24 protein-coding genes are annotated in these 22,254 nt (G+C 33.8%); 15 read left to right on the top strand and 9 right to left on the bottom strand.

What is annotated here, in order from left to right; translation table 11 throughout:
- Positions 1-17: 17 nt before the first annotated feature.
- Positions 18-305: a cell division protein ZapA gene (locus tag ITJ86_RS11610; protein ID WP_195871806.1), complete on the bottom strand. Its 288-nt coding sequence runs from the start codon at positions 303-305 to the stop codon at positions 18-20.
- A gap of 20 nt (positions 306-325) precedes the next feature.
- Positions 326-616: a hypothetical protein gene (locus ITJ86_RS11605; RefSeq protein WP_195871805.1), complete on the bottom strand. Its 291-nt coding sequence runs from the start codon at positions 614-616 to the stop codon at positions 326-328.
- 179 nt (positions 617-795) lie between these two features.
- Between ITJ86_RS11605 and ITJ86_RS11600 the strand changes: the two genes are divergently transcribed.
- The 3 genes from ITJ86_RS11600 to ITJ86_RS11590 all read left to right on the top strand — a co-directional run bounded on the left by ITJ86_RS11600 (position 796) and on the right by ITJ86_RS11590 (position 7,213).
- Positions 796-2,484: a M23 family metallopeptidase gene (locus tag ITJ86_RS11600; RefSeq protein WP_195871804.1), complete on the top strand. Its 1,689-nt coding sequence runs from the start codon at positions 796-798 to the stop codon at positions 2,482-2,484.
- Between the two features lie 304 nt (positions 2,485-2,788).
- Positions 2,789-5,257, top strand: a complete 2,469-nt coding sequence (locus tag ITJ86_RS11595; RefSeq protein WP_195871803.1) for a TonB-dependent receptor — start codon at positions 2,789-2,791, stop codon at positions 5,255-5,257.
- Between the two features lie 144 nt (positions 5,258-5,401).
- Positions 5,402-7,213 (top strand): T9SS type A sorting domain-containing protein, encoded by a 1,812-nt coding sequence (locus ITJ86_RS11590; protein ID WP_195871802.1) that lies wholly within the window; start codon positions 5,402-5,404, stop codon positions 7,211-7,213.
- Here the strand turns inward: ITJ86_RS11590 and ITJ86_RS11585 are convergent.
- A complete protein-coding gene (locus ITJ86_RS11585; protein WP_195871801.1) occupies positions 7,203-8,348 on the bottom strand; it encodes a cysteine desulfurase family protein in 1,146 nt (381 codons plus the stop codon). The genes ITJ86_RS11590 and ITJ86_RS11585 overlap by 11 nt on opposite strands.
- 150 nt (positions 8,349-8,498) lie before the next feature.
- Between ITJ86_RS11585 and ITJ86_RS11580 the strand changes: the two genes are divergently transcribed.
- A complete protein-coding gene (locus ITJ86_RS11580) occupies positions 8,499-9,467 on the top strand; it encodes a hypothetical protein (RefSeq protein WP_195871800.1) in 969 nt (322 codons plus the stop codon).
- On the opposite strand, the gene ITJ86_RS11575 is transcribed toward ITJ86_RS11580, so the two are convergent.
- Together ITJ86_RS11575 and ITJ86_RS11570 are read right to left on the bottom strand one after the other, a co-directional pair.
- Positions 9,464-10,021 (bottom strand): Smr/MutS family protein, encoded by a 558-nt coding sequence (locus ITJ86_RS11575; protein WP_195871799.1) that lies wholly within the window; start codon positions 10,019-10,021, stop codon positions 9,464-9,466. The genes ITJ86_RS11580 and ITJ86_RS11575 overlap by 4 nt on opposite strands.
- Entirely contained in the window at positions 10,011-10,226 is a 216-nt protein-coding gene (locus ITJ86_RS11570; protein ID WP_195871798.1) for a hypothetical protein, read from the bottom strand. The genes ITJ86_RS11575 and ITJ86_RS11570 overlap by 11 nt, the downstream gene beginning before the upstream one ends.
- A 92-nt stretch (positions 10,227-10,318) precedes the next feature.
- Between ITJ86_RS11570 and ITJ86_RS11565 the strand changes: the two genes are divergently transcribed.
- The 4 genes from ITJ86_RS11565 to ITJ86_RS11550 are packed head-to-tail and all read left to right on the top strand — an operon-like array spanning position 10,319 to position 11,682.
- Entirely contained in the window at positions 10,319-10,621 is a 303-nt protein-coding gene (locus ITJ86_RS11565) for a DUF2752 domain-containing protein (RefSeq protein ID WP_195871797.1), read from the top strand.
- Between the two features lie 11 nt (positions 10,622-10,632).
- Entirely contained in the window at positions 10,633-10,989 is a 357-nt protein-coding gene (locus ITJ86_RS11560; protein WP_195871796.1) for a CCC motif membrane protein, read from the top strand.
- A gap of 23 nt (positions 10,990-11,012) precedes the next feature.
- On the top strand, positions 11,013-11,288 hold the full coding sequence (locus ITJ86_RS11555) for a CD225/dispanin family protein (protein WP_195871795.1): 276 nt from the start codon (positions 11,013-11,015) through the stop codon (positions 11,286-11,288).
- A 43-nt stretch (positions 11,289-11,331) separates the two neighbouring features.
- Positions 11,332-11,682 (top strand): DUF2752 domain-containing protein, encoded by a 351-nt coding sequence (locus tag ITJ86_RS11550; RefSeq protein ID WP_195871794.1) that lies wholly within the window; start codon positions 11,332-11,334, stop codon positions 11,680-11,682.
- On the opposite strand, the gene rocD is transcribed toward ITJ86_RS11550, so the two are convergent.
- Positions 11,679-12,923, bottom strand: coding sequence for an ornithine--oxo-acid transaminase (gene rocD, locus ITJ86_RS11545; protein ID WP_195871793.1), 1,245 nt, complete (start codon positions 12,921-12,923; stop codon positions 11,679-11,681). The two genes, ITJ86_RS11550 and rocD, sit on opposite strands and share 4 nt — an antisense overlap.
- A gap of 516 nt (positions 12,924-13,439) precedes the next feature.
- Between rocD and ITJ86_RS11540 the strand changes: the two genes are divergently transcribed.
- The 5 genes from ITJ86_RS11540 (at position 13,440) to ITJ86_RS11520 (ending at position 18,090) form a co-directional block, all read left to right on the top strand.
- Positions 13,440-14,606 carry a mechanosensitive ion channel gene (locus ITJ86_RS11540; protein ID WP_195871792.1) on the top strand — a complete coding sequence of 389 codons (1,167 nt, stop codon included), beginning with the start codon at positions 13,440-13,442 and terminating at the stop codon, positions 14,604-14,606.
- Positions 14,607-14,748: 142 nt separating this feature from the next.
- Positions 14,749-16,212 (top strand): 23S rRNA (uracil(1939)-C(5))-methyltransferase RlmD, encoded by a 1,464-nt coding sequence (gene rlmD, locus ITJ86_RS11535; protein ID WP_195871791.1) that lies wholly within the window; start codon positions 14,749-14,751, stop codon positions 16,210-16,212.
- 60 nt (positions 16,213-16,272) lie between these two features.
- On the top strand, positions 16,273-16,851 hold the full coding sequence (locus tag ITJ86_RS11530) for a DUF6452 family protein (protein WP_195871790.1): 579 nt from the start codon (positions 16,273-16,275) through the stop codon (positions 16,849-16,851).
- Positions 16,817-17,578, top strand: a complete 762-nt coding sequence (locus tag ITJ86_RS11525) for a DUF6048 family protein (RefSeq protein ID WP_230080285.1) — start codon at positions 16,817-16,819, stop codon at positions 17,576-17,578. The genes ITJ86_RS11530 and ITJ86_RS11525 overlap by 35 nt, the downstream gene beginning before the upstream one ends.
- A gap of 29 nt (positions 17,579-17,607) precedes the next feature.
- A complete protein-coding gene (locus ITJ86_RS11520) occupies positions 17,608-18,090 on the top strand; it encodes a DinB family protein (protein WP_195871789.1) in 483 nt (160 codons plus the stop codon).
- Between the two features lie 11 nt (positions 18,091-18,101).
- Here the strand turns inward: ITJ86_RS11520 and ITJ86_RS11515 are convergent, their stop codons facing one another.
- From ITJ86_RS11515 to ITJ86_RS11505, 3 genes are all read right to left on the bottom strand, one after another.
- Positions 18,102-19,052 carry a phosphoribosylaminoimidazolesuccinocarboxamide synthase gene (locus tag ITJ86_RS11515; protein ID WP_195871788.1) on the bottom strand — a complete coding sequence of 317 codons (951 nt, stop codon included), beginning with the start codon at positions 19,050-19,052 and terminating at the stop codon, positions 18,102-18,104.
- A 118-nt stretch (positions 19,053-19,170) separates the two neighbouring features.
- The gene (locus tag ITJ86_RS11510; protein WP_195871787.1) at positions 19,171-19,686 is read right to left on the bottom strand and encodes a hypothetical protein; all 516 of its coding nucleotides are present in this window, start codon (positions 19,684-19,686) and stop codon (positions 19,171-19,173) included.
- 130 nt (positions 19,687-19,816) lie between these two features.
- Positions 19,817-20,770, bottom strand: coding sequence for a PhoH family protein (locus ITJ86_RS11505; RefSeq protein ID WP_195871786.1), 954 nt, complete (start codon positions 20,768-20,770; stop codon positions 19,817-19,819).
- A 121-nt stretch (positions 20,771-20,891) separates the two neighbouring features.
- Here ITJ86_RS11505 and ITJ86_RS11500 point away from each other — a divergent pair, with 121 nt between their 5' ends.
- Both ITJ86_RS11500 and ITJ86_RS11495 read left to right on the top strand, forming a co-directional pair.
- Positions 20,892-21,725, top strand: coding sequence for an SAM hydrolase/SAM-dependent halogenase family protein (locus tag ITJ86_RS11500; protein ID WP_195871785.1), 834 nt, complete (start codon positions 20,892-20,894; stop codon positions 21,723-21,725).
- Positions 21,726-21,731: 6 nt separating this feature from the next.
- Complete coding sequence (locus tag ITJ86_RS11495; RefSeq protein WP_195871784.1) at positions 21,732-22,028, top strand: putative quinol monooxygenase; 297 nt, start codon at positions 21,732-21,734, stop codon at positions 22,026-22,028.
- Positions 22,029-22,254 lie beyond the last annotated feature (226 nt).

Here is a 22,254-nt window from a genome sequence, read left to right as displayed (position 1 = left end):
TTTAAAGAACGTACGAGTTAAATATGCTCATTTAAAAGTTCGTTTAAAGCTTCTAGCTTTTCCTGAACTTCTTCATTAACATACTCTTTATCTATTGACTTTTGCTCCACTTGAGCGGCAAACTGCAAGGCACACATGGCCAAAACATCTTGCTTGTCTCTTACAGAGTAATTCTGCTCAAATTGCCCAATCATTGCCTCAATTTTTTTTGTGGCTTTACGTAAACCTTCTTCTTGGTTAGGGTTTATCGTTAACGGATAAACTCTATTTGCAATAGAAAGTTTAATTTTAAATTGTTCTGGCATTATAATCTAAATTTACAATATTATTCCGATAACTGACCAATACAATGGTCAATATCTCTAATAAGTGCATTTATTTTGAGTTTTGTTTCTCGTTTATTTTCGTCACTACCAAGCATTGAATTTGCTATTTTAAGCGTATCATGTTTTTCTACCCAAGTAGAAATTTCATCTTGCTGCTCTAAAAGCCTTTGCTGCTGTTGTTCTATTTGATCTGAGAGTTTAGCGTTGGTTTGTTTTAAAACCTCTTGCTTGTGTAAAATCTTACTGATTTTATTCTCTAATGCATCAACAATGTCTTCTATTTTACTCATTACAGCAATTCAATACTATTGAAACAAAGTTAACATACCTAATGAAAAAATACAATTCTTTTACATATATTTTTTTAAATTATAAGTTCAACGAAATTAAACCGTTAATAAAAATAATACGTTTTTATAATTTGCAAATCCCCATCAAATTAATATTTTCGCTATCTATAGTTGCTCGTATGAAACAATTTTTGCTCCTTTTTTTAATTTCATTTACAATGTTTGGACAATCGGAATATCCACAAGATTATTTTCGCCATCCATTAGATATTCCATTGGTGCTTTCTGGTACATTTGGTGAATTAAGATCAACGCATTTTCACGGTGGTTTGGATATTAAAACACAACAAAGACAGGGTTTAAAAGTATATGCTGCTGCTGAAGGTTACATTAGTAGAATAAAAATCTCTCATTTTGGTTACGGAAAAGCGATTTATATAACACATCCCAATGGTTACACAACTGTTTACGGACACCTTCAGAAATTTTCTAAACGATTAGAAGACTATATAAAGCAATGCCAATACGATAGAGAAAGTTTTGAAGTCGAAGTATTTCCTCATAGTGAAGAACTGTTAATTGAACCAGATGAAGTTATTGCGTTTTCAGGAAATACTGGCAGTTCGGGAGGACCTCATGTGCATTTTGAAATTAGAGACAACCAAGAACGCCCACTAAATCCGTTGCTCTTTGGTATGGAAGTTAAAGATTCTAAACCACCACATGTTTCTGGTGTTTTCGCTTATCCAAAAGATGAAAACGCTACCATTAATGGTAAAAACAAAAGAGTTCCGCTGCGACTAATTCCTCAAAAAACCGGAGATTATGCTGTAGAAACAATTGAAGCCTATGGTAATGTTGGCTTTGGTGTCATTTCTTTCGATAAACTAGACTATGCTCCTAATAATAATGGAGTTAGTAATATTCAAACGTTTTTTAATGGTAATAAGAGTTTAGAAATCGATTTTAAACGCATTAGTTTCGATGAAACCAAACACATTAAACGAATGGTTGATTACGAGTATTTTAAAAGTAATAAAGCCAAAATTCAAAAACTTTTTATTGAAACAAATAATCCCTTAAGTATTTATAAAGACGCCTACGATAATGGTTATGTACACATAAAAGACAGTACCTCTTCGGTTTATAAAATGAGAATACGAGATTTCCATGGTAATGAATCTTGGGTGGTTGTTCCTATAAACGGAAAACTTGAAACTATTGAGAGAGATAGTATTTTGGATCTGTCTAAAAAATCATTTGTTAGCAGTAATAAAGCGACCAAATTAACAGCAGGAAACTATACGGTTGACTTCTACCAAAACACTTTATATGACGATTCTTATATAGATTTTAAAGTGAGTTCGGACACCGTTTTTTTAGGTGATGATACTATTGCAATGCAGAAAAACTTTTACATCAATTACGACTTAAGTAATTATAAAGCAGAGCATCAAGACAAACTCTATATTGCAAGATATTACGGAAACTATTGGAAACCATACTACGTATCTACATCTCGCAAAGCTAATGTCTTAACCGCTAAAACTAAATCTTTAGGGACTTTTGCTTTAGCCACTGACAATGAACCGCCTAAAATTACACCAACCAATTTCCATGATAAAAAATGGATTAGCAACTATCGCTACCTCAAACTTAAAATCGAAGATGAGCTAACAGGTATTAGTAAATATAGAGCAACCGTTAATGGAAAGTGGATTTTAATGGAATACGATTATAAAACAAACACTTTAGTACACGATTTTAATGATAATGTCGTTAAAGATACTAAGAACGAATTTAAATTGATTGTAACAGATAATGTTGGAAATAGTTCTACATTTGAAGCAACGTTTTTTAGAAAGTAAAAAAAACAGTCTTTAGACGGCTTGCGCTTTTAGACTAAAAAACATAGATACTTAAAAGTTGCCAACAAGCCTTAAGTATAGATTTGAACATTTAGAAAATTAATAATGTAGTTACCTACTAGTATTGAATCGAGAATATTTTGATTAAAAGCCCTAAAATATGTCTTCGATAAATTGTCCCCTTGAGGGGACTTTAGGGTGTTATTTTTGGATTAAATTAAAAATATGAAGTTTGCAGAATATTAGTTTAAAAAATTAGAATTCTAAAACCTCCATTCAACCTAACTAAGAAAAAACAAAATATTTGAAACGCTTACATTTTATCCTAATTATCAGCTTACTTATTAGTGGGCTTTCCTTTTCGCAATCAGCAATTATTAGAGGTGTTATTTTAGATGAAGGTAATTTTCCTATTGAGGGTGTAAATATTACCACAAATACTAGTGAAGGAACCGCGACCAACGCTAACGGGTTTTACGAACTTAAAATCCCTTTCGGAGTCGATGTTACTGTAACGTTTACCCATGTTTCGCATAAGCGCGTAGAACAAAAATTTAATCTTAAAAATGGGCAAGAAATAGAATACAATCCTGTAATGTTAATGGATATTGAGCAAATTGCAACCGTCGTTATTAACACCAATACCAGACAATCCGTTGACGGAGTTACGTCCATATCTCCTCAGATGATTAGAACCATAAAAGGCGCACAACCAGGTGTTGAAAACATTTTAAAAACATTACCAGGAGTTAATATTTCAAATGAATTAAGTACACAATACTCTGTACGTGGTGGAAATTTTGATGAAAACTTAGTGTACGTCAATGAGATTGAAGTGTACAGACCATTCTTAATTCGCTCTGGAAATCAAGAAGGCTTAAGTTTTGTAAACACTGATATGGTACATAATGTCGATTTTTCAGCTGGTGGATTTCAAGCGAAGTATGGCGATAAATTATCATCTGTTTTAGATATCACATATCGAAACCCAGTTGATTTCGGAATACGAACTGATTTAAGTCTACTTGGTGGAAGTCTAACTGCCGAAACCGTTTCTAAAGATGGAAAATTTTCGGGAATTGCAGGTGTGCGTTATAGAGATAATAGCTTACTATTAAATAGTCTTGAAACTGAAGGAAATGTAGAACCTGTTTTTGCAGATGCGCAAACCTATTTAACGTATCGCTTTTCGAGTAAATTTCACTTGAATTTCTTGGGAAATATTTCATTAAACAAATACAATTTTCAACCCGAAAACAGACAAACCAACTTTGGAACTTTACAAGATCCTGTAGCGCTTTTAGTGTTTTATGATGGCCAAGAAAAAGATCAGTATCAAACCTATTTTGGTGCCTTTAAAGCCAATTATTTTGCAAGTGATGACTTAACGCTTAAACTTGTGGCTTCGGCATATCACACTACAGAACAAGAATATTTTGACATCTTAGCACAATATCGTTTGGGTGAAGTAAACACTAATATTGGAGATGAAAATTTAGGTGAAGTTGAATTCAGCGAAGGTATTGGCTCGCAACTCACACATGCGCGTAACGATTTAGATGCGTTTATTGTCAATGCAGAGCACAGAGGTGATTATAAAATTGATGATGAAAGTACAATAGAATGGTCTGTAAAATACACACATGAAGACATTAGAGACCGTTTAGTGGAGTATGAAGTCATTGATTCCGCTGGGTTTTCAATTCGGCCACCACGCTTCAGTGAGCCTAATCCACAACCTTACGAACCTTTTGAAGGTCCTTTAACAGCGTTCGAAAATATAAGAGCTACAAATCGCGTGCAGATTAACCGACTTCAGGCTTTTGCACAATATAGTAAACGTACGAATTGGAATGACAGCGAAGTGTTTTATAATGCTGGTGTAAGAACACATAGTTGGACCGTTGGTGGAGATGGTATTAGCAACGGCAAAACACAAACCGTAATTAGTCCACGAGCTCAGTTTGCCATAAAACCAAATTGGAATAAAGACATGCTCTTTAGGGCTGCAGCTGGATTATATTATCAACCACCTTTTTACAGAGAACTACGAGATTCATCAGGAACCGTACAGCCAAATGTAAAAGCGCAACAGTCGTTTCATGTTGTTTTAGGGAATGAATATAGTTTTAGGATTTGGGATAGACCTTTTAAGTTAGTCACCGAAGCTTATTATAAAGGCATGACGGATGTTAATCCTTACACTTTAGAGAATGTTAGAATTCGTTATAGTGCAGACAATAATGCGGAGGCTTATGCTTATGGTTTAGACTTAAGGTTAAATGGAGAATTTGTTCCAGGCACAGAGTCGTGGTTTAGTTTTGGCTATTTAAAAACCGAAGAGAACATAGATGATCGTGGTTATATTGCTAGGCCAACAGATCAACGTTTAAAATTTGGTGCCTTGTTTCAGGATTATGTACCTAATATGCCAGATTTAAAAATGTATTTAAACTTAGTTTATAATACTGGAGTTCCTGGTGGTTCGCCAAGTTATGCAGACCCTTATAACTATCAACTTAGACTGCGCGATTATAGGCGTGCCGATTTAGGAATTTCTTACGAATTAGTGAATCCTGAAAAAAAATATACGTCTAAATGGAAAGCATCTTTTAAAGAATTGTCTATTGGTTTTGAAATCTATAATATGTTTAACAACCAAAATTCTATCACCAACACATGGGTGAGAGATGTGTATAGCAAGCAACAATTTGCAATTCCAAATTTTCTAACACCACGTGTCTTTAATATAAGACTCTCTGCTCGTTTTTAGATTTTAGTCCTGTTTCTGAATGAAATGAGTATGCTTTTGGATGAATTCAGCAAAGCGAGACCGATTTATATAATTAATTTTGACTAGCTAGATCTTTTTAGATTATAGTACGCTCTTTATACTTTAGATCAAAATTTAAGAATTATGAAATTATCCCTCTATTCATTATTACTCCTTAGCTCCTACATATCTTATGCACAACTTAGTGTACAAAATGATGCCTATATTTTTGTAAAAAACCAATATGTTTTTGTTACAGACGACGTAAACATTGATGATGCCGACTCTAAAATATACCTAAGAGATGAAGCACAGCTTCTTCAAGGTGATGGAGCGACTGGAAATTCTGGTCTTGGTGAACTAAGCGTATATCAAACAGGAACTGTAAATCAATGGAGCTATAATTATTGGTGTTCACCTGTGGGGAATAATTCTGCGGCTTTTGGTAATGAAGATGCACGCGTTAATTTAATTGATGAAGCAACAGGATTAACATCTAGTGTAGATGCTCTATTTATTGGCGGTTACAATGGAAGTTCTAGCCCATTGTCTATAGCGCAACGATGGTTATGGACCTATCAAACATCAGATCAATATATCGATTGGATTTTTGTTGGATCTTCTGGAGATATTAAACCAGGTCTTGGTTTTACAATGAAAGGCAATGGCACAGCTGAAACAGGAAGCCAATTGTATGATTTTAGAGGTAAACCAAATAATGGGACAATTTCTAATGATGTTGCCAATGGTTTAAATACGTTAGTTGGTAATCCGTATCCTAGTGCTATGGATTCTGCTGCGTTTATTCATGATGCAGATAATCAAGCATCCATTAATGGCACACTACAATATTGGGAGCAAGATGGCAATGTGCCCTCGCATGTTTTACAAGATTATATTGGTGGATACGCTTTATTTACAATAGATGCTGCTGGTGGAATGATTACAAGCACTCCTGCTGTTTTCAAAACTTATGATGAACAGGATAATGTGTTTGATCTACCTCCTGGACCTGGTAGCAATGGAACAAAACAAGCGTTACGTTACATACCAATTGGGCAGGGCTTTATGGTCGAAGGTATTACCGGCACTCCTGAAACACCAGCAAAAGTATACACAAAAAACGCACACCGTGTATTTGTAAAAGAATCGGATGGTAACAGTTATTTTTTTAGAAGCAACACGAATGATTCTAATACCAATGAAACGACTGAACCTTTAGGGATTCAATACCAAGACAATGGCCTTTCTATAATACCTGAAGACTATAAGCGTTTTAGGATTAATGTCGACTTTATTGATGATGAATCACAATACACAAGACAATTGATTTTGAATTTTCATGAGTCTGCAACGGCCGGATTTGATTATGGATTAGAATTAATCCGAACAGAAAGCTATAACTCAGACGCCTATTTTTCGTTAGACGAAAAGGTGTATTCTGCTCAGGCGTTTCCTTTTGAAGAAACTCTAGTAATCCCATTATCAATAGACATTGAGCAACAACAACCGTTACGCTTTAGAATTTTTGACATTCAGAATTTTGATGCAGCACAAGGTATTTACATTCATGATAAACACAATGATTCTTATACTAATTTAAGAAGTTTAGATTATGAATTAAATATAGAACCAGGCAACTATACAGACCGTTTTGAAATTGTTTTTGCAACTGAAAGCACTTTAGGCATTGATGAATTCGATGTCACATCTTTAAATGTTTTTCAGGACAATAACAACCATCAACTTTCAGTTCAAAACCCAAATAGCTTAGATATTAAGTCCGTTGAAATTTTTGATGTGGCAGGAAAACAAATCTTAAAAGTAGATTACGATGCTGTTAAAGCACAATATAATTTATCTACCTATGGTATCAGTGATGGTGTTTATGTTGTGAATATAGTGACAGACAACAGTACAACAACAAAATCTCAAAAGATTCTGGTTAAGAATTAACAAACTTCTTTAAAACTGATACTACATAATCCAACTCTTCTTTCGTATTATAAATACTGAACGAAAAACGGACAGAAGGTTGTTTTAGTTGCTCTTCGCTTAAAAATGCAGATAACACATGCGACTGTTGGCTACTTCCACTTTGACAAGCACTCCCTTTTGAGCATGCAATACCTTTTAAATCGAGTTGAAACTGTAACATCGGAGCTTTTGCCGGTGCTATAGGCAAACAGACATTTACTAAAGTGTATGTGCTATTTTCAACAGTTTCACAACTCCCGTTAAAACTAGCCTCAGGTAAATGTGTTTTTATTTGCTGAATGAAATAGTCTTTTAAGTCCGAAACGTATTTTTTATCTTCATCAAGATTGGTATAGGCTATTTTTAAAGCTTCATCCATACCTACAATATTATGGATAGATTCCGTTCCTGCTCTATAGCCTCTCTCCTGCTCGCCTCCAAAAATTAAAGGTTTTAAACCTGACTCTTTTCGTATAAAACAAAATCCAACACCTTTTGGGCCATGGAATTTATGTGCACTTGCTGCCATAAAATCGATAGGAATTTCCTTTAAATCTATTTTGTAATGGCCTACAGATTGCACCATATCTGAATGAAATATAGCATTATGAGTTTTACATAGTTTGGCTACATTTTCGATATCTAAAATATTACCAACTTCATTGTTAATGTGCATTAAGCTAACTAACGGTTGGTTGGCAGATTGCAATAGCTGTTCTAAGTGTGTGTAATTTACCAGACCACAATCATCTAAATCCACATAGTGTAGTGTAACTTGGTACTCCTTTTGCAACTGCTCAACTGTATGTAAAACGGCATGATGTTCAATTTTAGACGTTATAATATCTGTGACTCCTAGGTCTCTAACGGCACTTCGCAAAGCTAAATTATCTGCTTCTGTTCCTCCTGATGTAAACACAATTTCTAAAGCAGAAACATTAAAATGAGCGGCTATGTTTTTTCTACATTGTTCTAAAAGCGCCTTTGACGAACGCCCAAAACTGTGTGTAGATGACGCATTTCCGTAAGTATCTTTTAGTACTTGCGTCATACGGTCAACCACTTCTGGTCGCAAAGCTGTAGTTGCTGCGTTATCTAAATAAACCTGTTTCATGCATTTATATGTATTGCTTTTATATTGTTGTAATTATAAATCGCAAAACAAAATTATTATACTCTGAAAGAAATTTGTTTCTTGAGTGATAAAAATTTGAACTTAGACAATTTACGCTGCAAAAATATTCTAAATAAAATTATTTAGTTAATGGAGCGTTATAATTTTACAAATCCATTATTTTTGTTCAAAATTGAGTCTATGATACGTCGTATTTTTATAATCTTTTGTTTTGCTTTATTTACCACTTGTGATGATGGTGATATTATAACCGTTGATCTCAATTTTGAAGGCGTATTAGAACAATGTGAAAATTTTGAAGATTATCATCTTATCTATGATACACGCAGCGAACCTAACGAAGCACTGATTTTAATTTTTCCGAAATCGCCAACTAACGATGCCTTATTTTCGTCTCCAACAGACGTAGATTCGCCATTAGAGTTAACCATTAACGCGACAAGTGTTCGTTTTATTTATAGAACCTACAATAGAGCTTTAACAGCGAGTGATATTTGCTCAGTAGTTCCTCCTGCAGATTTAATAATACGCGAAGATTATGAAGCTGGTGCTGGTAAAGTAATAATCACATCAACAATAGTCGACGATGATAATGATGGCATACCAAGTATTTTTGAATACGGTCCAGGAGGATTGGAAAACCCACAAGATTCCGATGGAGATGGCATACCTGATTACTTAGATGAGGACGATGACAACGATAATGTAAGAACACGTGATGAAATAGACAATAGTGATGGAGACGATGACCCAACGACCAATCCATTAGACACCGATGGAGATGGGATACCAGATTATTTAGATGAGGACGACGATGGAGATGATGTTTTAACACGATTAGAAGACGCCAATGGAGAGAATGGTCCAGGTGACGATCGTGCTAATAATGCCGATGGTGAATTAGTACCACACTATTTAAATCCTGATGAATCAATAGCTTATGATTTTGAACCTTACGATGCGTTTGAAAACCAATATACGAGAACTGTAAAAACGAATTTTACTGTAACAAATATTGATTTAGAGATCTTAAGAAGTACAACAGTTGATTTGGGAACTCGTACTACTGTTATTCCAAATTATATTGCGCCAGATTAAGGGTCTATATTTTGAAATACACGAACCTCTGTAGCGCCTAACCCGTAAATTTTATAATCGGCATCATAAAACGTCACGTTATTATAACGAGAAAATAACGTTTCTAACTCTTGGCGTAACACTCCTTCTCCTACTCCATGAATAAATACAATTTTAGGAATACGTTTTCTAATAGCAAATTCTAGTTGACCTCTTGCAGTATCTAATTGCAGGTTTAGCATATCAAAATTAGACATACCACGTGTCGATTTTGTTAAATGATGAATGTGTAAATCCACTTCAAATTTTGGTGCGTGACGCTCTTTTGGTTTTACGGTAGGTGCTGATTTTCTTTTTTTAGATGCTTTTTCTTTTTTTACAGCTTCAAAATCGGTGTTATAAACCGCATTTTCTAAACTATTTCCAGAAGCACTTAACATCAGCTCATTAGCTACAAACTGAAAGTTAAACCCATCAGAATCTTCAACTGTGACGGTGTTTTCTGAAATATTTGTTATTACTCCAGAGATAGCATCATCAATAGTTTCAACGGTATCACCTACTTTAAATTTCATCTTCTTTTTCTGTTTTCACAAAAGACTCTTCTTCTTTATCAAATTTACTTGGAATATTTCTAGATGTTCTATAGATACCAAACACAAGTAACATAATTCCACCTATTAATATATATGTATTCTTTTCTTCTTGTGCTTGAGCGTAAAAAGCGACGACACCACCTACTATTATACAGATAAAATTTACGAGTCTTGTTACATTCATAATTCAATAATTAAAACCAAGCACAAAAGTAAGGTTTAGAAAAATAGTAATAGCAATTACAATAGTTTTTAGCAAATTGTTAATTTAGCCAAATGAAATTACTCACAAAAGGACTTAATGATTATATGTTGCCATGTATGTGGAAGCAAACATTTAACATAGATTGCATGGGTTGTGGTATGCAAAGGTCTATTGCGCTAATTTTAGATGGAGATTTTGTTGCTGCTTTCTATATGTATCCAGCAATTTACTCACTTATTGCCATGTTTTCTTACCTTCTTTTGCATCTTAAATTTCAATTTAAAAATGGTCATCGCATTATTTTTGGGCTATTTTTATTAAATATTAGTATTATTGTAGTAAGTTTTATTTTTAAAACTTTTTTAACCAACTAAATCAACACAAAATGGAAAAACAACAAATCCCTAATGGAACGCTAATCCTAATAATGGGAATCTTATCAATTATTGGCTGTTGTTGTTATGGTGTTCCTGGATTAATTTTCGGAATCGTAGCAATTATTCTCGCTAGCAAAGCATCTAAAGTTTACATGGAAGATCCTGAAAGTTATTCAGGATACGGTAATGTAAAAGCAGGAAAAATAATGGGAATTATTGGTGTTGTATTAAGCATAATAATGGTTCTTGTTTATGTTTGGTTAATTACGTCTATTGGATGGGAAAACTTACAGGAACTTCAGGGAATTCAAGATCCAGATGAAATGCAAAGAAAAATTGAAGAACTAATGCAGCAGCAACAATAATATTAACCAAAACAAACTTATAAATGGATCAAAAACCACAAAGACCAAACAGCTATTTAGCTTTAGCTATCATCAGTACAATTTTATGCTGTTTACCAACAGGAATTGTAAGCATAGTATATGCTACACAAGTAAACAGTAATTATGAAGATGGTAATTATGAAAAAGCTATGAGCGCCTCTAAAAATGCAAAAACTTGGGGCATTGTCTCTATTGTTGCTGCTGTTATTGGTTGGATAGCTTATATCCTTATTTTCGGAATAGCTATGCTAGGATCATTAAGTAGTGGTCAATATTAAAAATACTTTACTCATAATTTTTATAGTGATAGCATTTATTTTAATGCTATCACTATATTTTTTTATAGACCCTTCTGCAACAGCATTCTTTCCTAAATGTCCCTTTTTAAGCTTTACGGGAATTTATTGTCCAGGTTGCGGGAGCCAAAGAGCAATACATCATATTTTACAAGGACAAATAATAACAGGAATAAGACACAACTATATGTTTCTGTTAGTTACCGTTGTTCTTGGCTATCAAGCTGTCATTTTTGTCATAACTAAATTTGGGACAAAAACTTATAATAACCTGTTGCATAAATCAAAAATGACCAATACTATATTAGTATTAGTCATTTTATTCTGGATATTGAGAAATATACCTTATTTTCCTTTTACGGAATTGGCACCTTAATTTTCAAATTCCTTCAGTGTCGTTGTAATAATAGAAATACAATCTAATAATTGTTCCTTGTTCATTACTAAAGGAGGTGCAAACCTAATAATGTTACCATGCGTTGGCTTAGCTAATAATCCGTTGTCTCTTAGTTTTAGACATATATTCCAAGCTGTATCGCTATCTTCGGCATCGTTTATTAAAATAGCATTTAACAAACCTTTTCCGCGTACGGCATTTACTATAGAACTCGTTTCAATAAATTTAGATAATTCTGCTCTAAATAATTGTCCTAATTCTTCTGCATTATTTGCTAAATCTTCTTTCTTAACGACTTCTAAAGCCGCAATTGCTACAGCAGCAGCAACAGGGTTTCCTCCAAACGTACTTCCGTGGTTTCCTGGACGAATAACATTCATAATAGGATCATTTGCTAAAACTGCTGATACTGGATACGCTCCACCTGATAAAGCTTTACCCAAAATTAAAATATCCGGCTTTACGTTTTCATGATCTACAGCTAAAAGTTTCCCTGTTCTTGCAATTCCTGTTTGAACTTCGTCTGCAATAAATAATACGTTGTGTTTTTCACATAAGGCTTTTGCTTTTGCTAAATAACCTTCTGTTGGCACATAAACTCCTGCTTCACCCTGAATAGGTTCTACTAAAAATCCGGCGACGTTTTTATTATTTACAATCGCTTCCTCTAGTGCTTCTAAATTATCATAGTCTATCTTAATAAAGCCTTTGGTGTACGGTCCAAAGTTTTTACGCGCTACAGGATCGTTACTAAATGAAATGATGGTTGTTGTTCTACCATGAAAATTGTTTTCACAAACAATTATTTCGGCTTCATTTTCATCAATGCCTTTTACTTCGTATGCCCATTTTCTACAGATTTTCAAAGCTGTTTCTACAGCTTCTGCTCCTGTATTCATTGGTAAAAGCTTATCGAACTTAAAAGTTTCTGACGCATATTTTTCAAACTTCCCTAACATATCATTATAGAAAGCTCTTGACGTTAAAGTCAATGTTTGTGCTTGTGAGGTCATTGCACCAACAATTTCCGGATGACAATGCCCTTGATTTACAGCAGAATATGCAGATAGAAAATCGTAATATTGTTTCCCTTCTACATCCCAAACGTGAACACCTTCTCCTCTACTTAATACTACTGGTAGTGGATGGTAATTGTGTGCACCATATTTGTTTTCTAATTCTATCGCTTGTTGCGATGTTAATTGGTCTATAACAGCCATTTTAAAACTAATTTAATAAATGAATAAAATATCCATTCCTTATCTACCTTTATCCTTTCAAAATCTCAATAGTGATTGAGACGAAAATTCAGCGTGGGAAAGAAATCATCCCTGAAGAGTTGCAATTTACGAATAATATACAGGAATTAAAATATAATTAATCTATATCATTTTACCGTTAAACCTTTCAAACACTATTAATCGACGTTTGAAATTATCGTCTTCTTTTAGATAAACAAAGTTCCATCCTTTTTATATCATACCTCTATAGCCTTTAAACGGTTTGGGTTTAAAGTGTGATATAGAATTATGTTTGCTTTAGGCCAATACTACGACTTGTACACCTATTTTAAACGCTCTACGTCTAAAATCGAAGAATTACAAAAAATGGTCATTTTACATCAAAACAACTGTTTTTTAGCTCAAAAACCTTCAAAAATGAGCAAAATCACACCAAAAATGTGACTTTTTTAGAATTTCTGTGTCGTAAACATATAACTAAACAATTAATTAACTATGGATTATATTACAAACGTATTTAACGATTTAACAGCATCATTTGGAGAAAGTCTTTCCGGAATTATTGCTGCATTATTAATTTTATTAATAGGCTGGTTTATTGCTGGTATTATTAAAAAAATTACGACGAAACTCATTAAGAAAACAGGTGTAGATAACAAACTAAAAAATGGAGCAATTACAATTTCCTCTTTTACAGGAAAGATTCTTTACTTCTTAATCATGATTTTTGTTTTCACCTTAGCCCTTGGTCAATTAGGACTAAGCGACGCATTAGGACCAATTGAAAACCTACTCAATGGTTTTACAGGTTATATTCCTAATATTATAGGAGCAGGTTTGGTCGTTTATATTGGCTATATGTTAGCAACCATAATTTCTGAACTCGTAGAGTTGTCTGGAGATACTATTCAAAAAATAGTCCCTAAGCTTAAGCTACCTGAAAACATCAACATTGTAGGCCTTTTGAAAAAAGTGGTGTTCATCTTCATTTTTATTCCATTATTAATCTCTGCGTTTCATATTTTAGATATGAAAGCGATATCTGAACCTGCAACCGAAATGCTTTCCCAGTTCTTTGAGGCCATACCACAAATCTTAGTAGCCGCATTGGTTTTAATAATCTTTATAATAATTGGTCGATTTGTGGCTAACTTATTAAAAGAACTACTAATGAATCTGAATATTGACAATTTGGTTTCTAAAATGAGTTTATCAGATTATATCGGCACAAAAAATATAGCAAATGTAATTTCAAAAATTGCTTATGCACTTATAGTCGTGTTTGGTTTGTTAACCGCATTTGAAAAACTAGAGTTTACCCAACTTACTGAAATTACAGACACGGTGTTAGATTATGCTGGTCGTATTTTATTTGGCATTGCAATTATCGGAATCGGTCTTATGGTATCTAATTTATTCTCAAAAGCTTTAAATAGTAAAAACAATCCTTTTGTAGTCTCTATTATAAAGGTTAGCATCATTGCTATTTTTCTTGCCATTGGTTTACGTGCTATGGGAATTGCAGATGAAATTGTAAACCTAGCTTTCGGAATTACGCTCGGAACCGTTGCTTTAACAGTGGTACTTTCTTTTGGTTTAGGAGGTCGTGAAGCCGCTGGAAAACAAATGAGTAAAATTCTAGAAAAATTTAACAAAAACTAAATTCACTGACTGCTTATTTTATAAAAACTGCTCAAAATTTGAGCAGTTTTTTTATGTCTTAAAATGTCTACATTCATTCCTAATCTCATCAGGTTCTCATGTCATAAAATACAACTATCTTTGCACTCAAATTTTTATAAAAATGCCAAGAAGAGAACGGAACAAATTTGTAAAACGCGGACAAATCATAGACATCTTAATAGAAGATTACGCTTTTGGTGGCAAAGGCATTGGTCGTATTAGAAATGAACATGGAGAATTCGTAGTGTTTGTTCCTAATACGTTGCCAGGTCAGCTGGTAAAAACTCAGATTAAAAAGAGTAGTAAAAAATATGCTGAAGGTAAACTTTTTGAGGTTTTAAAAGCATCGGAAGATGAAGTTGACATGCCTTACCAAAGTATTCCTGGCGCTCCATATATTAATTTACCGATTGAAAAACAGCACCACTATAAAAAGCAAAGTACACTAGAGCTATTTAAGCGTATTGGTAAAGTCGCAGATATTGAAGATAGATTTGATGAGTTTGTGACCTCCCCAAACACCTTTCATTATAGAAATAAAATGGAATATGGTTTTTCTGCGATAGGTTATAATCACGATTTAAAAACTGATGTTGATGAGTTTACGCTTGGTTTTAAAAAACGTGGTACTTGGTGGTGTGGAGATGATCTTAAAAAAGATTCTGGTTTATTTGATGCCGAATTTGAAAACCACTTAAAGGATATCAAAGCCTATTGTGTAGAAACTGGATTGGCACCTTGGCATGCGCCAAAACGTGAAGGCTTTTTTAGGTATTTTGTAGTTAGAAAATCGTTTAAAACCAACAAGCTCTTATTTAACCTGGTAACGACATCTTATGATTTACCTAAGTTTGATTTAGATAAATTTGCTAATCATTTAGTTGAATTATTTGGAGACAGAGTTGCTGGTTTATTACATACTATTAATGACGAAACAGGAGATAGAACTATTGCCACCACAGGAAGCATTTCTTTAATATATGGCGACGATAAAATTGTTGAAGAATTATTAGGCCTAAATTTTGAAATCAGTATGAAAAGCTTTTTTCAAACCAACCCCAAATGTGCTGAAAAACTATATTCTAAAGTTGTTGATTATGCTTTAGAAAACAAAGATGCTATTGACAATACAGTCGTCTTAGATTTATTTTGTGGTACCGGAACTATAGGTCAAATTATAGCTAACAAAGCAGAAAACACCAAAATAGTGGGCGTCGATATTGTCGCAGCAGCTATTAAGGATGCTAAAGAAAATGCCAAACGCAATAATATTGAAGGCTTAAAATTCTATGCAGCAGATGTTGGTAAGTTTCTAACAGAACATCCGGAATACACCAATAAAATAAGAACCATTATTTTAGATCCTGCAAGAGCTGGTATTGCGCCAAAAACTCTTAAAAAAATAATAAACCTAAATGCAGAACGTTTGGTTTATGTATCTTGTAATCCGGCAACACAAGCCAGAGATACTGAGCAATTAATGGAAGCTGGTTACACCATAAAAAAAATGAGTTTAGTCGATCAATTTCCGCATACGGCACATATTGAAACGGTTGTGCTTTTTGAAAGAGAGATGTGCGCTTAGAAATTACAAACGTAACCTACTTTGCTTTGCTCTTTGTACTTTTAACTGAAATAATATAATTTGAAACGACTCTTAATTTTTTTAAGCTTTATCACGTTAGCGATCACTAACTATAACTGCGAACGCGACGATATCTGTGCAGCAACAACGCAAACCACACCAAGATTAATTATAGAGTTTTATGATGCTTCTGATCCTGAAGAGTTATTAAACGTTCCTAGAATTACAGTTTATGGTGATGGCTTATTGGAAGAAGATGACGATGGAAATCCTATTGAACCTATTGTTGCCTCTGATGTTACTTTAAATTTTAATGAAAATATAAATATCATAGAATTGCCGCTTGTTGTTGGTGCCGAAAACGAACTGATAACAACACGTTTTATATTAGAAAGAGACACGAATTTAAGACTTGATGACGATCCACTTACAGCGTCTAATATAGATATTATAGAAGTTTCTTATGAAACAGAGTTCGTATATGTGTCTCGAGCTTGTGGTTATAAAAGTATTTTTAAAAATGTAATCGTGAGACGAATAACTGATAGCGATCAATGGATTACCAATATACAAAACGAAGACCCATTAGAACCAACCGTAGAAAATGAAAACACAACACATGTACGTATCTACCATTAGAAGCGTAATCTTAATGCTGTTGGTATCTACAATGGCTTTTGCGCAAGAAGAAGAGAAAAAAACAATCAACGATACTTTAGTTTTTAAACAAAAGTATGGACTTAGAGTTGGTACCGATTTAAGTAAACTAGCACGAACATTTTTTTCGGATAATTATACTGGCTTTGAACTTGTTGGAGATTACCGCCTTACCAATCGTATTTATATCGCTGGAGAACTTGGAAATGAAGAACGAACGCTTGAGTACGAAGTCTTAAATAACACCACAAAAGGAAGTTATTTTAAAGCTGGTGTTGATATGAATTTCTATGAAAACTGGCTCGATATGGAAAATATGATTTATGGAGGTTTCCGGATTGGTGCAAGTACATTTAGTCAAACCTTAAACAACTACACTGTTTACGATATTAATCACCAATATTGGGGTGGACGCCATTCTGTTGAAGAAGGTGAAGAATTTAGTGGTTTAACAGCACTTTGGGCAGAATTGCAAGTTGGAATGAAAGCTGAAATTTTCAATAATTTCTTTGCAGGATTCAACCTTCAACTCAAAGTATTGATTTCTGAAAAAGAAATCGATAATTACGAGAACCTTTATATTCCTGGTTACAACAGAACTTACGACAGTAGCGGGTTTGGTGGTGGTTTTGGATTTAACGTATCTTATTTAGTACCAATATTTAAGAAAGACAAAATTGTAATTCAAGAGAAAGAAGTTGAAGAATAAATAGTTTATTTCATCTTGACTCTAATAAAATGTTAGAAAACCAGCCCGATGAATCTTGGACCTTGGGACCTGAAGGGAAATGGGCTACAGGTCAGCAAACACTTCATTTAATACAAAGCATAATTCCACTGAACAATGCTTTAAGTATGCCTAAGTTTTTATTGCGTCTTAAATATGGTAAAGCCAATAGACCTGTTAGAGCTTACGACGTTATTGTAAAACGCTACAAAGAACGATTATTAGAAGCTAAAGGCAAAACGTTTAAAGGCTCTAAACACATGAAAGTTCCTAAACTAGCAGATAAACCTTATCTTTTAAACCGACTGCAAACCGAAGCAAAAAAACTTCAATATAAAACCAGACTTATCAGCGATAAAAATCTAGACACCGTAATTTTACCACATCCTTTAATGGGCAAAATGCCAGTAAGAGAAATTATAATGTGGACGGCATATCATGTTGAGCATCATACTGAGATATTGAAGAGTGGTTATCTTCAACTAAACAGCTAAACGACTAACAACTAAACTTTTTTCAAATACTCCAAAACATTAGCTTCTATCCTACCCTGAATATCACTAACATCACCTTTTACAAAGGTATCTCCTGTAATATTCTCGTACAATTCAATATAACGCTCGCTTACAGAGGCAATATATTCATCACTCATAAAAGGCACGGTTTGCCCTTCTAAGCCTTGAAAATCATTAGCAATTAACCATTGCCTCACAAATTCTTTAGACAATTGTTTTTGTGCTTCACCTCTATCCTGACGATCTTGATAACCATCGGCATAAAAATAACGTGACGAATCTGGTGTGTGGATTTCGTCTATCAATACAATTTTTCCGTCTCTAGTTTTCCCGAATTCGTATTTGGTATCCACTAAAATCAGTCCACGTTTCGCTGCTATTTCTGTTCCACGCTGAAATAATTTTCTTGTGTAATCTTCAAGCACCAGATAATCTTCCTCTGAAACAATTCCTTTCTTCAAAATATCTTCTCTAGATATATCCTCATCATGGTCTCCCATTTCTGCCTTTGTTGCAGGTGTAATAATTGGCTCTGGAAACTTGTCATTCTCTTTCATACCTTCTGGCATTTCAACTCCACAAAGCATTCGTTTTCCGGCTTTATATTCTCTAGCGGCATGGCCAGACATATAACCACGTATCACCATTTCTACTTTAAACGGCTCACATAAATGACCAATAGCAACATTTGGATCTGGAGTCGCAACCAACCAATTTGGAACCAAATCTTCAGTTTCCTTCATCATCTTGGTCGCAATCTGGTTTAAAATCTGCCCTTTGTACGGAATCCCTTTTGGCATCACCACATCAAACGCACTTAAACGATCTGTGGCAACCATAACCAATTGCTCATCGTTAATATTATAAACTGCTCTTACTTTTCCTTTATAAAAGCTCTTTTGGTTTGGAAAATTGAAATTGGTGTCTGTTATGGTATTCATGCCATCATCATTTATTATGAACTACAAATGTAATTTCTTTACTTGGGTCAGACAATAAACTCAATAAAAAAGGAGAAATAAAATTTCTCCTCTTTAATTTAACTTTTTATAATTCTAATTACTTAAATCTAATATTATAAGTAGCTCCAATACCCACCGCCTGAATATCTACATCATTCTCAGCAAAGGTATTCTGGTAATAGGCGTAAATATTCCAATCGCGATTATGGTAACCTATTTGCGGATTAATATAAAGCCCTCCTTCATTGTCATCTACTCCTGTTAAAAATCCGTAACCTAAATCAGAACCAAAGAATAAGCCATCTGGCGTAAAATAATATCGAATAAATCCTGCAAGTGGTACAATACCGAAATCATCGTAATTATCTTTTCCAAAGTAATTGTTATAACCTGTAGCGACACCAATTCCTAAGTTCGGATTGAACAAATACTGCCCTCTTAAATCCAAGCCAAGTGCAAAAGAAGACACATCACCTGCATCACTCACTGGTACTCCTGCAGTTATACCTGCTTTAAGCCACGAATTGTCTACAGTAAGGTCTATATCCTCTTCTTGCCCAAATAATGGGTTTAATCCTAATACTATTCCGATAATTAAAAATGTCTTTTTCATGTTGTTTAAATTTTAGTTATACCCCAAATTTAAACAGATAGTCATGTAAAAGATTTATACAATTTTGTGTTAATCTTATATAATCAATAGGCCAAACAACCTAACGAATTAATTAGCAAACATTTAAGCTTTACTCCCTATTTTCAATACTTTTATAGGCAGCAATCACTTTCTTAACGAGTTTATGACGAATCACATCTTTATCATCTAAATAAATCATACCGATGCCATCTACATTTTTCAACACTAAAAGCGCTTCTTTTAATCCAGAAATAGTTCGACGTGGCAAATCTACTTGACCAGGATCTCCTGTTAGTAAGAACTTCGCGTTTTTCCCCATTCTGGTTAAAAACATTTTCATTTGCGCATGTGTTGTATTTTGACCCTCATCTAAAATCACAAAGGCATTATCTAACGTTCTCCCACGCATAAATGCTAATGGAGCAATTTGAATCACCCCTTTTTCAACATAGCTTTCTAATTTTTCAGCAGGAATCATATCTCGTAACGCATCATACAAGGGTTGCATGTATGGATCTAATTTTTCCTTTAAATCACCAGGTAAAAACCCTAAATTTTCACCAGCTTCAACAGCAGGTCTTGTTAAAATAATACGCTTAACTTCCTTGTTTTTTAACGCTCTTACTGCCAAAGCAACACCTGTATACGTTTTACCTGTACCTGCTGGACCAATAGCAAAAACCATATCATTTTTGCGCATGCTTTCAACTAACTTACGTTGGTTTGCCGTTTGTGCTTTAATGAGTTTTCCACCAACACCATGAACAATAACTTCATCACTTTTAGCAGAGGTTGTGTAATCGTCGCTACTCTGACTGGTTAACACACGTTCAATAACATTTTCGTCTAACTTATTATACTTACCAAAATGTTTCATTAACATGGTCATTCTGCGGTCAAACTCTTCGAGTAAGTCTTCATCACCATAGGCCTTTAATTTATTGCCTCTAGCAACAATTTTTAATTTAGGAAAGTACTTTTTTAAAAGTACAATGTTTGCATTTTGTGCTCCAAAGAATTCCTTAGGCGATATTTCTTCGAGTTCTAGTATGAGTTCATTCAAAAGCGAGGTGTATTTAGTGTGTTAATCTGTTTTCTTTTCTTAATTTTGTAATTCTTGTGTACACACACAAAGCTAATAATTTTACAACCATAATTCTTAAAAAAATATCAACAATACATCCATGGCGATAATCACTTTAACGACTGATTTTGGAGAAAAAGATCACTTTGCAGGCGCCATAAAAGGAGCTATTTATAGTGAACTTGAGGAGATAAAAATTGTAGATATTTCACATTCCGTATCTCCTTTTAATATTTCTGAAGCGGCTTATATCATTCAAAATGCCTATAGCAGTTTTCCTAAAGGCACCATTCATTTAATAGGAATTGATTCTGAGTTAAGTCCTGAAAACAAGCACATTGCCGTTAAACTAGACGACCATTACTTTATATGCGCTAACAATGGCATTATGAGTATGATATGTGCCGAAATTGCACCAGAAAAGACTGTTGAAATAAATATACATGATCGGGTTGAATCTAATTTCCCTGTACTAGACATTTTTGTAAAAGTAGCATGCCATATTGCACGTGGAGGAACGTTAGATGTTATAGGAAAAGTTATTAACACTATTAAGCCAATAAAAAATATGATACCATTTGTCAATGACGATTATAACCAAATTATTGGCAACGTCATTTATATTGACAATTATGGTAATGTTGTCACTAATATTAAACGCAAATTTTTTGAATCTGTTCAAAAAACCAGAAACTATGAGATTTTTGCGCGTAATACTAAATTCAATAAAATCTTTAATAAGTATAGTGACATAATTGATTTTACCAAAGAAGAATCTAAACGAGATGTTGAAGGCAAAGGTTTAGTAGTTTTTAATTCTTCTGGATACTTAGAAATTGCTATTTTTAAAAGCAACCTAACTTCTGTTGGAGGAGCTTCAACATTGATGGGTTTAAATACTATGGATACTGTAACTGTTAACTTTTTAAATTGATATACGTTGTTAGTAAGAATTGTAAAAATGAGTTTTGAACCTTCTAAAATTGAAGAATTCTTGGCTAATTTTGAAAATGTTAAAGAAAAGATTCGAAATTTTGAAGGCTGTCAGTTTTTAGAACTGTATCGCGACCAGAACTCTACCAATATCTTTTTCACCTATAGTTATTGGAATTCTGAAGCAGATTTAAATAATTATAGACATTCTGAATTATTTAAGGGTGTTTGGGCAAATACAAAACCAAAATTTAATGCGAAGCCTGAAGCTTGGAGTGTGAATAAAATCGCTTCGCTCAAGTAGGCAGTCGCAGTATACAGTTTGCAGTCAGATTGAATACAAATTGATGTTATGAATAAAAAATAAACAAATTACCACGTCTCGCAATGATGCGCGAATTGTAATGACGGAACGAAACATGATAAAAATAGTCGCGCGAAGTCGCAAAAACGCAAAGAAAAAAGAAGATAGAATTGAGGTGTTAGATGTTAGATGATAGATGATAGATGATAGATGATAGAAAATCAAC

Origin of the sequence: Winogradskyella marina (assembly GCF_015645385.1) — a bacterium.
Taxonomy (GTDB): Bacteria; Bacteroidota; Bacteroidia; order Flavobacteriales; family Flavobacteriaceae; genus Winogradskyella; species Winogradskyella marina.
Note: the sequence above shows the minus strand (reverse complement) of the source record. Positions and strands in the feature narration are given on the sequence as shown.

Bases quoted from the DNA above. Each gene is read 5' to 3' on its own strand.
- ITJ86_RS11610 (WP_195871806.1), bottom strand. From the start codon at position 305: ATGCCAGAACAATTTAAAATTAAACTTTCTATTGCAAATAGAGTTTAT.
- ITJ86_RS11605 (WP_195871805.1), bottom strand. From the start codon at position 616: ATGAGTAAAATAGAAGACATTGTTGATGCATTAGAGAATAAAATCAGT.
- ITJ86_RS11600 (WP_195871804.1), top strand. From the start codon at position 796: ATGAAACAATTTTTGCTCCTTTTTTTAATTTCATTTACAATGTTTGGA.
- ITJ86_RS11590 (WP_195871802.1), top strand. From the start codon at position 5,402: ATGAAATTATCCCTCTATTCATTATTACTCCTTAGCTCCTACATATCT.
- ITJ86_RS11585 (WP_195871801.1), bottom strand. From the start codon at position 8,348: ATGAAACAGGTTTATTTAGATAACGCAGCAACTACAGCTTTGCGACCA.
- ITJ86_RS11580 (WP_195871800.1), top strand. From the start codon at position 8,499: ATGGAGCGTTATAATTTTACAAATCCATTATTTTTGTTCAAAATTGAG.
- ITJ86_RS11575 (WP_195871799.1), bottom strand. From the start codon at position 10,021: ATGAAATTTAAAGTAGGTGATACCGTTGAAACTATTGATGATGCTATC.
- ITJ86_RS11570 (WP_195871798.1), bottom strand. From the start codon at position 10,226: ATGAATGTAACAAGACTCGTAAATTTTATCTGTATAATAGTAGGTGGT.
- ITJ86_RS11565 (WP_195871797.1), top strand. From the start codon at position 10,319: ATGAAATTACTCACAAAAGGACTTAATGATTATATGTTGCCATGTATG.
- ITJ86_RS11560 (WP_195871796.1), top strand. From the start codon at position 10,633: ATGGAAAAACAACAAATCCCTAATGGAACGCTAATCCTAATAATGGGA.
- ITJ86_RS11555 (WP_195871795.1), top strand. From the start codon at position 11,013: ATGGATCAAAAACCACAAAGACCAAACAGCTATTTAGCTTTAGCTATC.
- ITJ86_RS11550 (WP_195871794.1), top strand. From the start codon at position 11,332: ATGCTATCACTATATTTTTTTATAGACCCTTCTGCAACAGCATTCTTT.
- rocD (WP_195871793.1), bottom strand. From the start codon at position 12,923: ATGGCTGTTATAGACCAATTAACATCGCAACAAGCGATAGAATTAGAA.
- ITJ86_RS11540 (WP_195871792.1), top strand. From the start codon at position 13,440: ATGGATTATATTACAAACGTATTTAACGATTTAACAGCATCATTTGGA.
- rlmD (WP_195871791.1), top strand. From the start codon at position 14,749: ATGCCAAGAAGAGAACGGAACAAATTTGTAAAACGCGGACAAATCATA.
- ITJ86_RS11525 (WP_230080285.1), top strand. From the start codon at position 16,817: ATGAAAACACAACACATGTACGTATCTACCATTAGAAGCGTAATCTTA.
- ITJ86_RS11520 (WP_195871789.1), top strand. From the start codon at position 17,608: ATGTTAGAAAACCAGCCCGATGAATCTTGGACCTTGGGACCTGAAGGG.
- ITJ86_RS11515 (WP_195871788.1), bottom strand. From the start codon at position 19,052: ATGAATACCATAACAGACACCAATTTCAATTTTCCAAACCAAAAGAGC.
- ITJ86_RS11510 (WP_195871787.1), bottom strand. From the start codon at position 19,686: ATGAAAAAGACATTTTTAATTATCGGAATAGTATTAGGATTAAACCCA.
- ITJ86_RS11500 (WP_195871785.1), top strand. From the start codon at position 20,892: ATGGCGATAATCACTTTAACGACTGATTTTGGAGAAAAAGATCACTTT.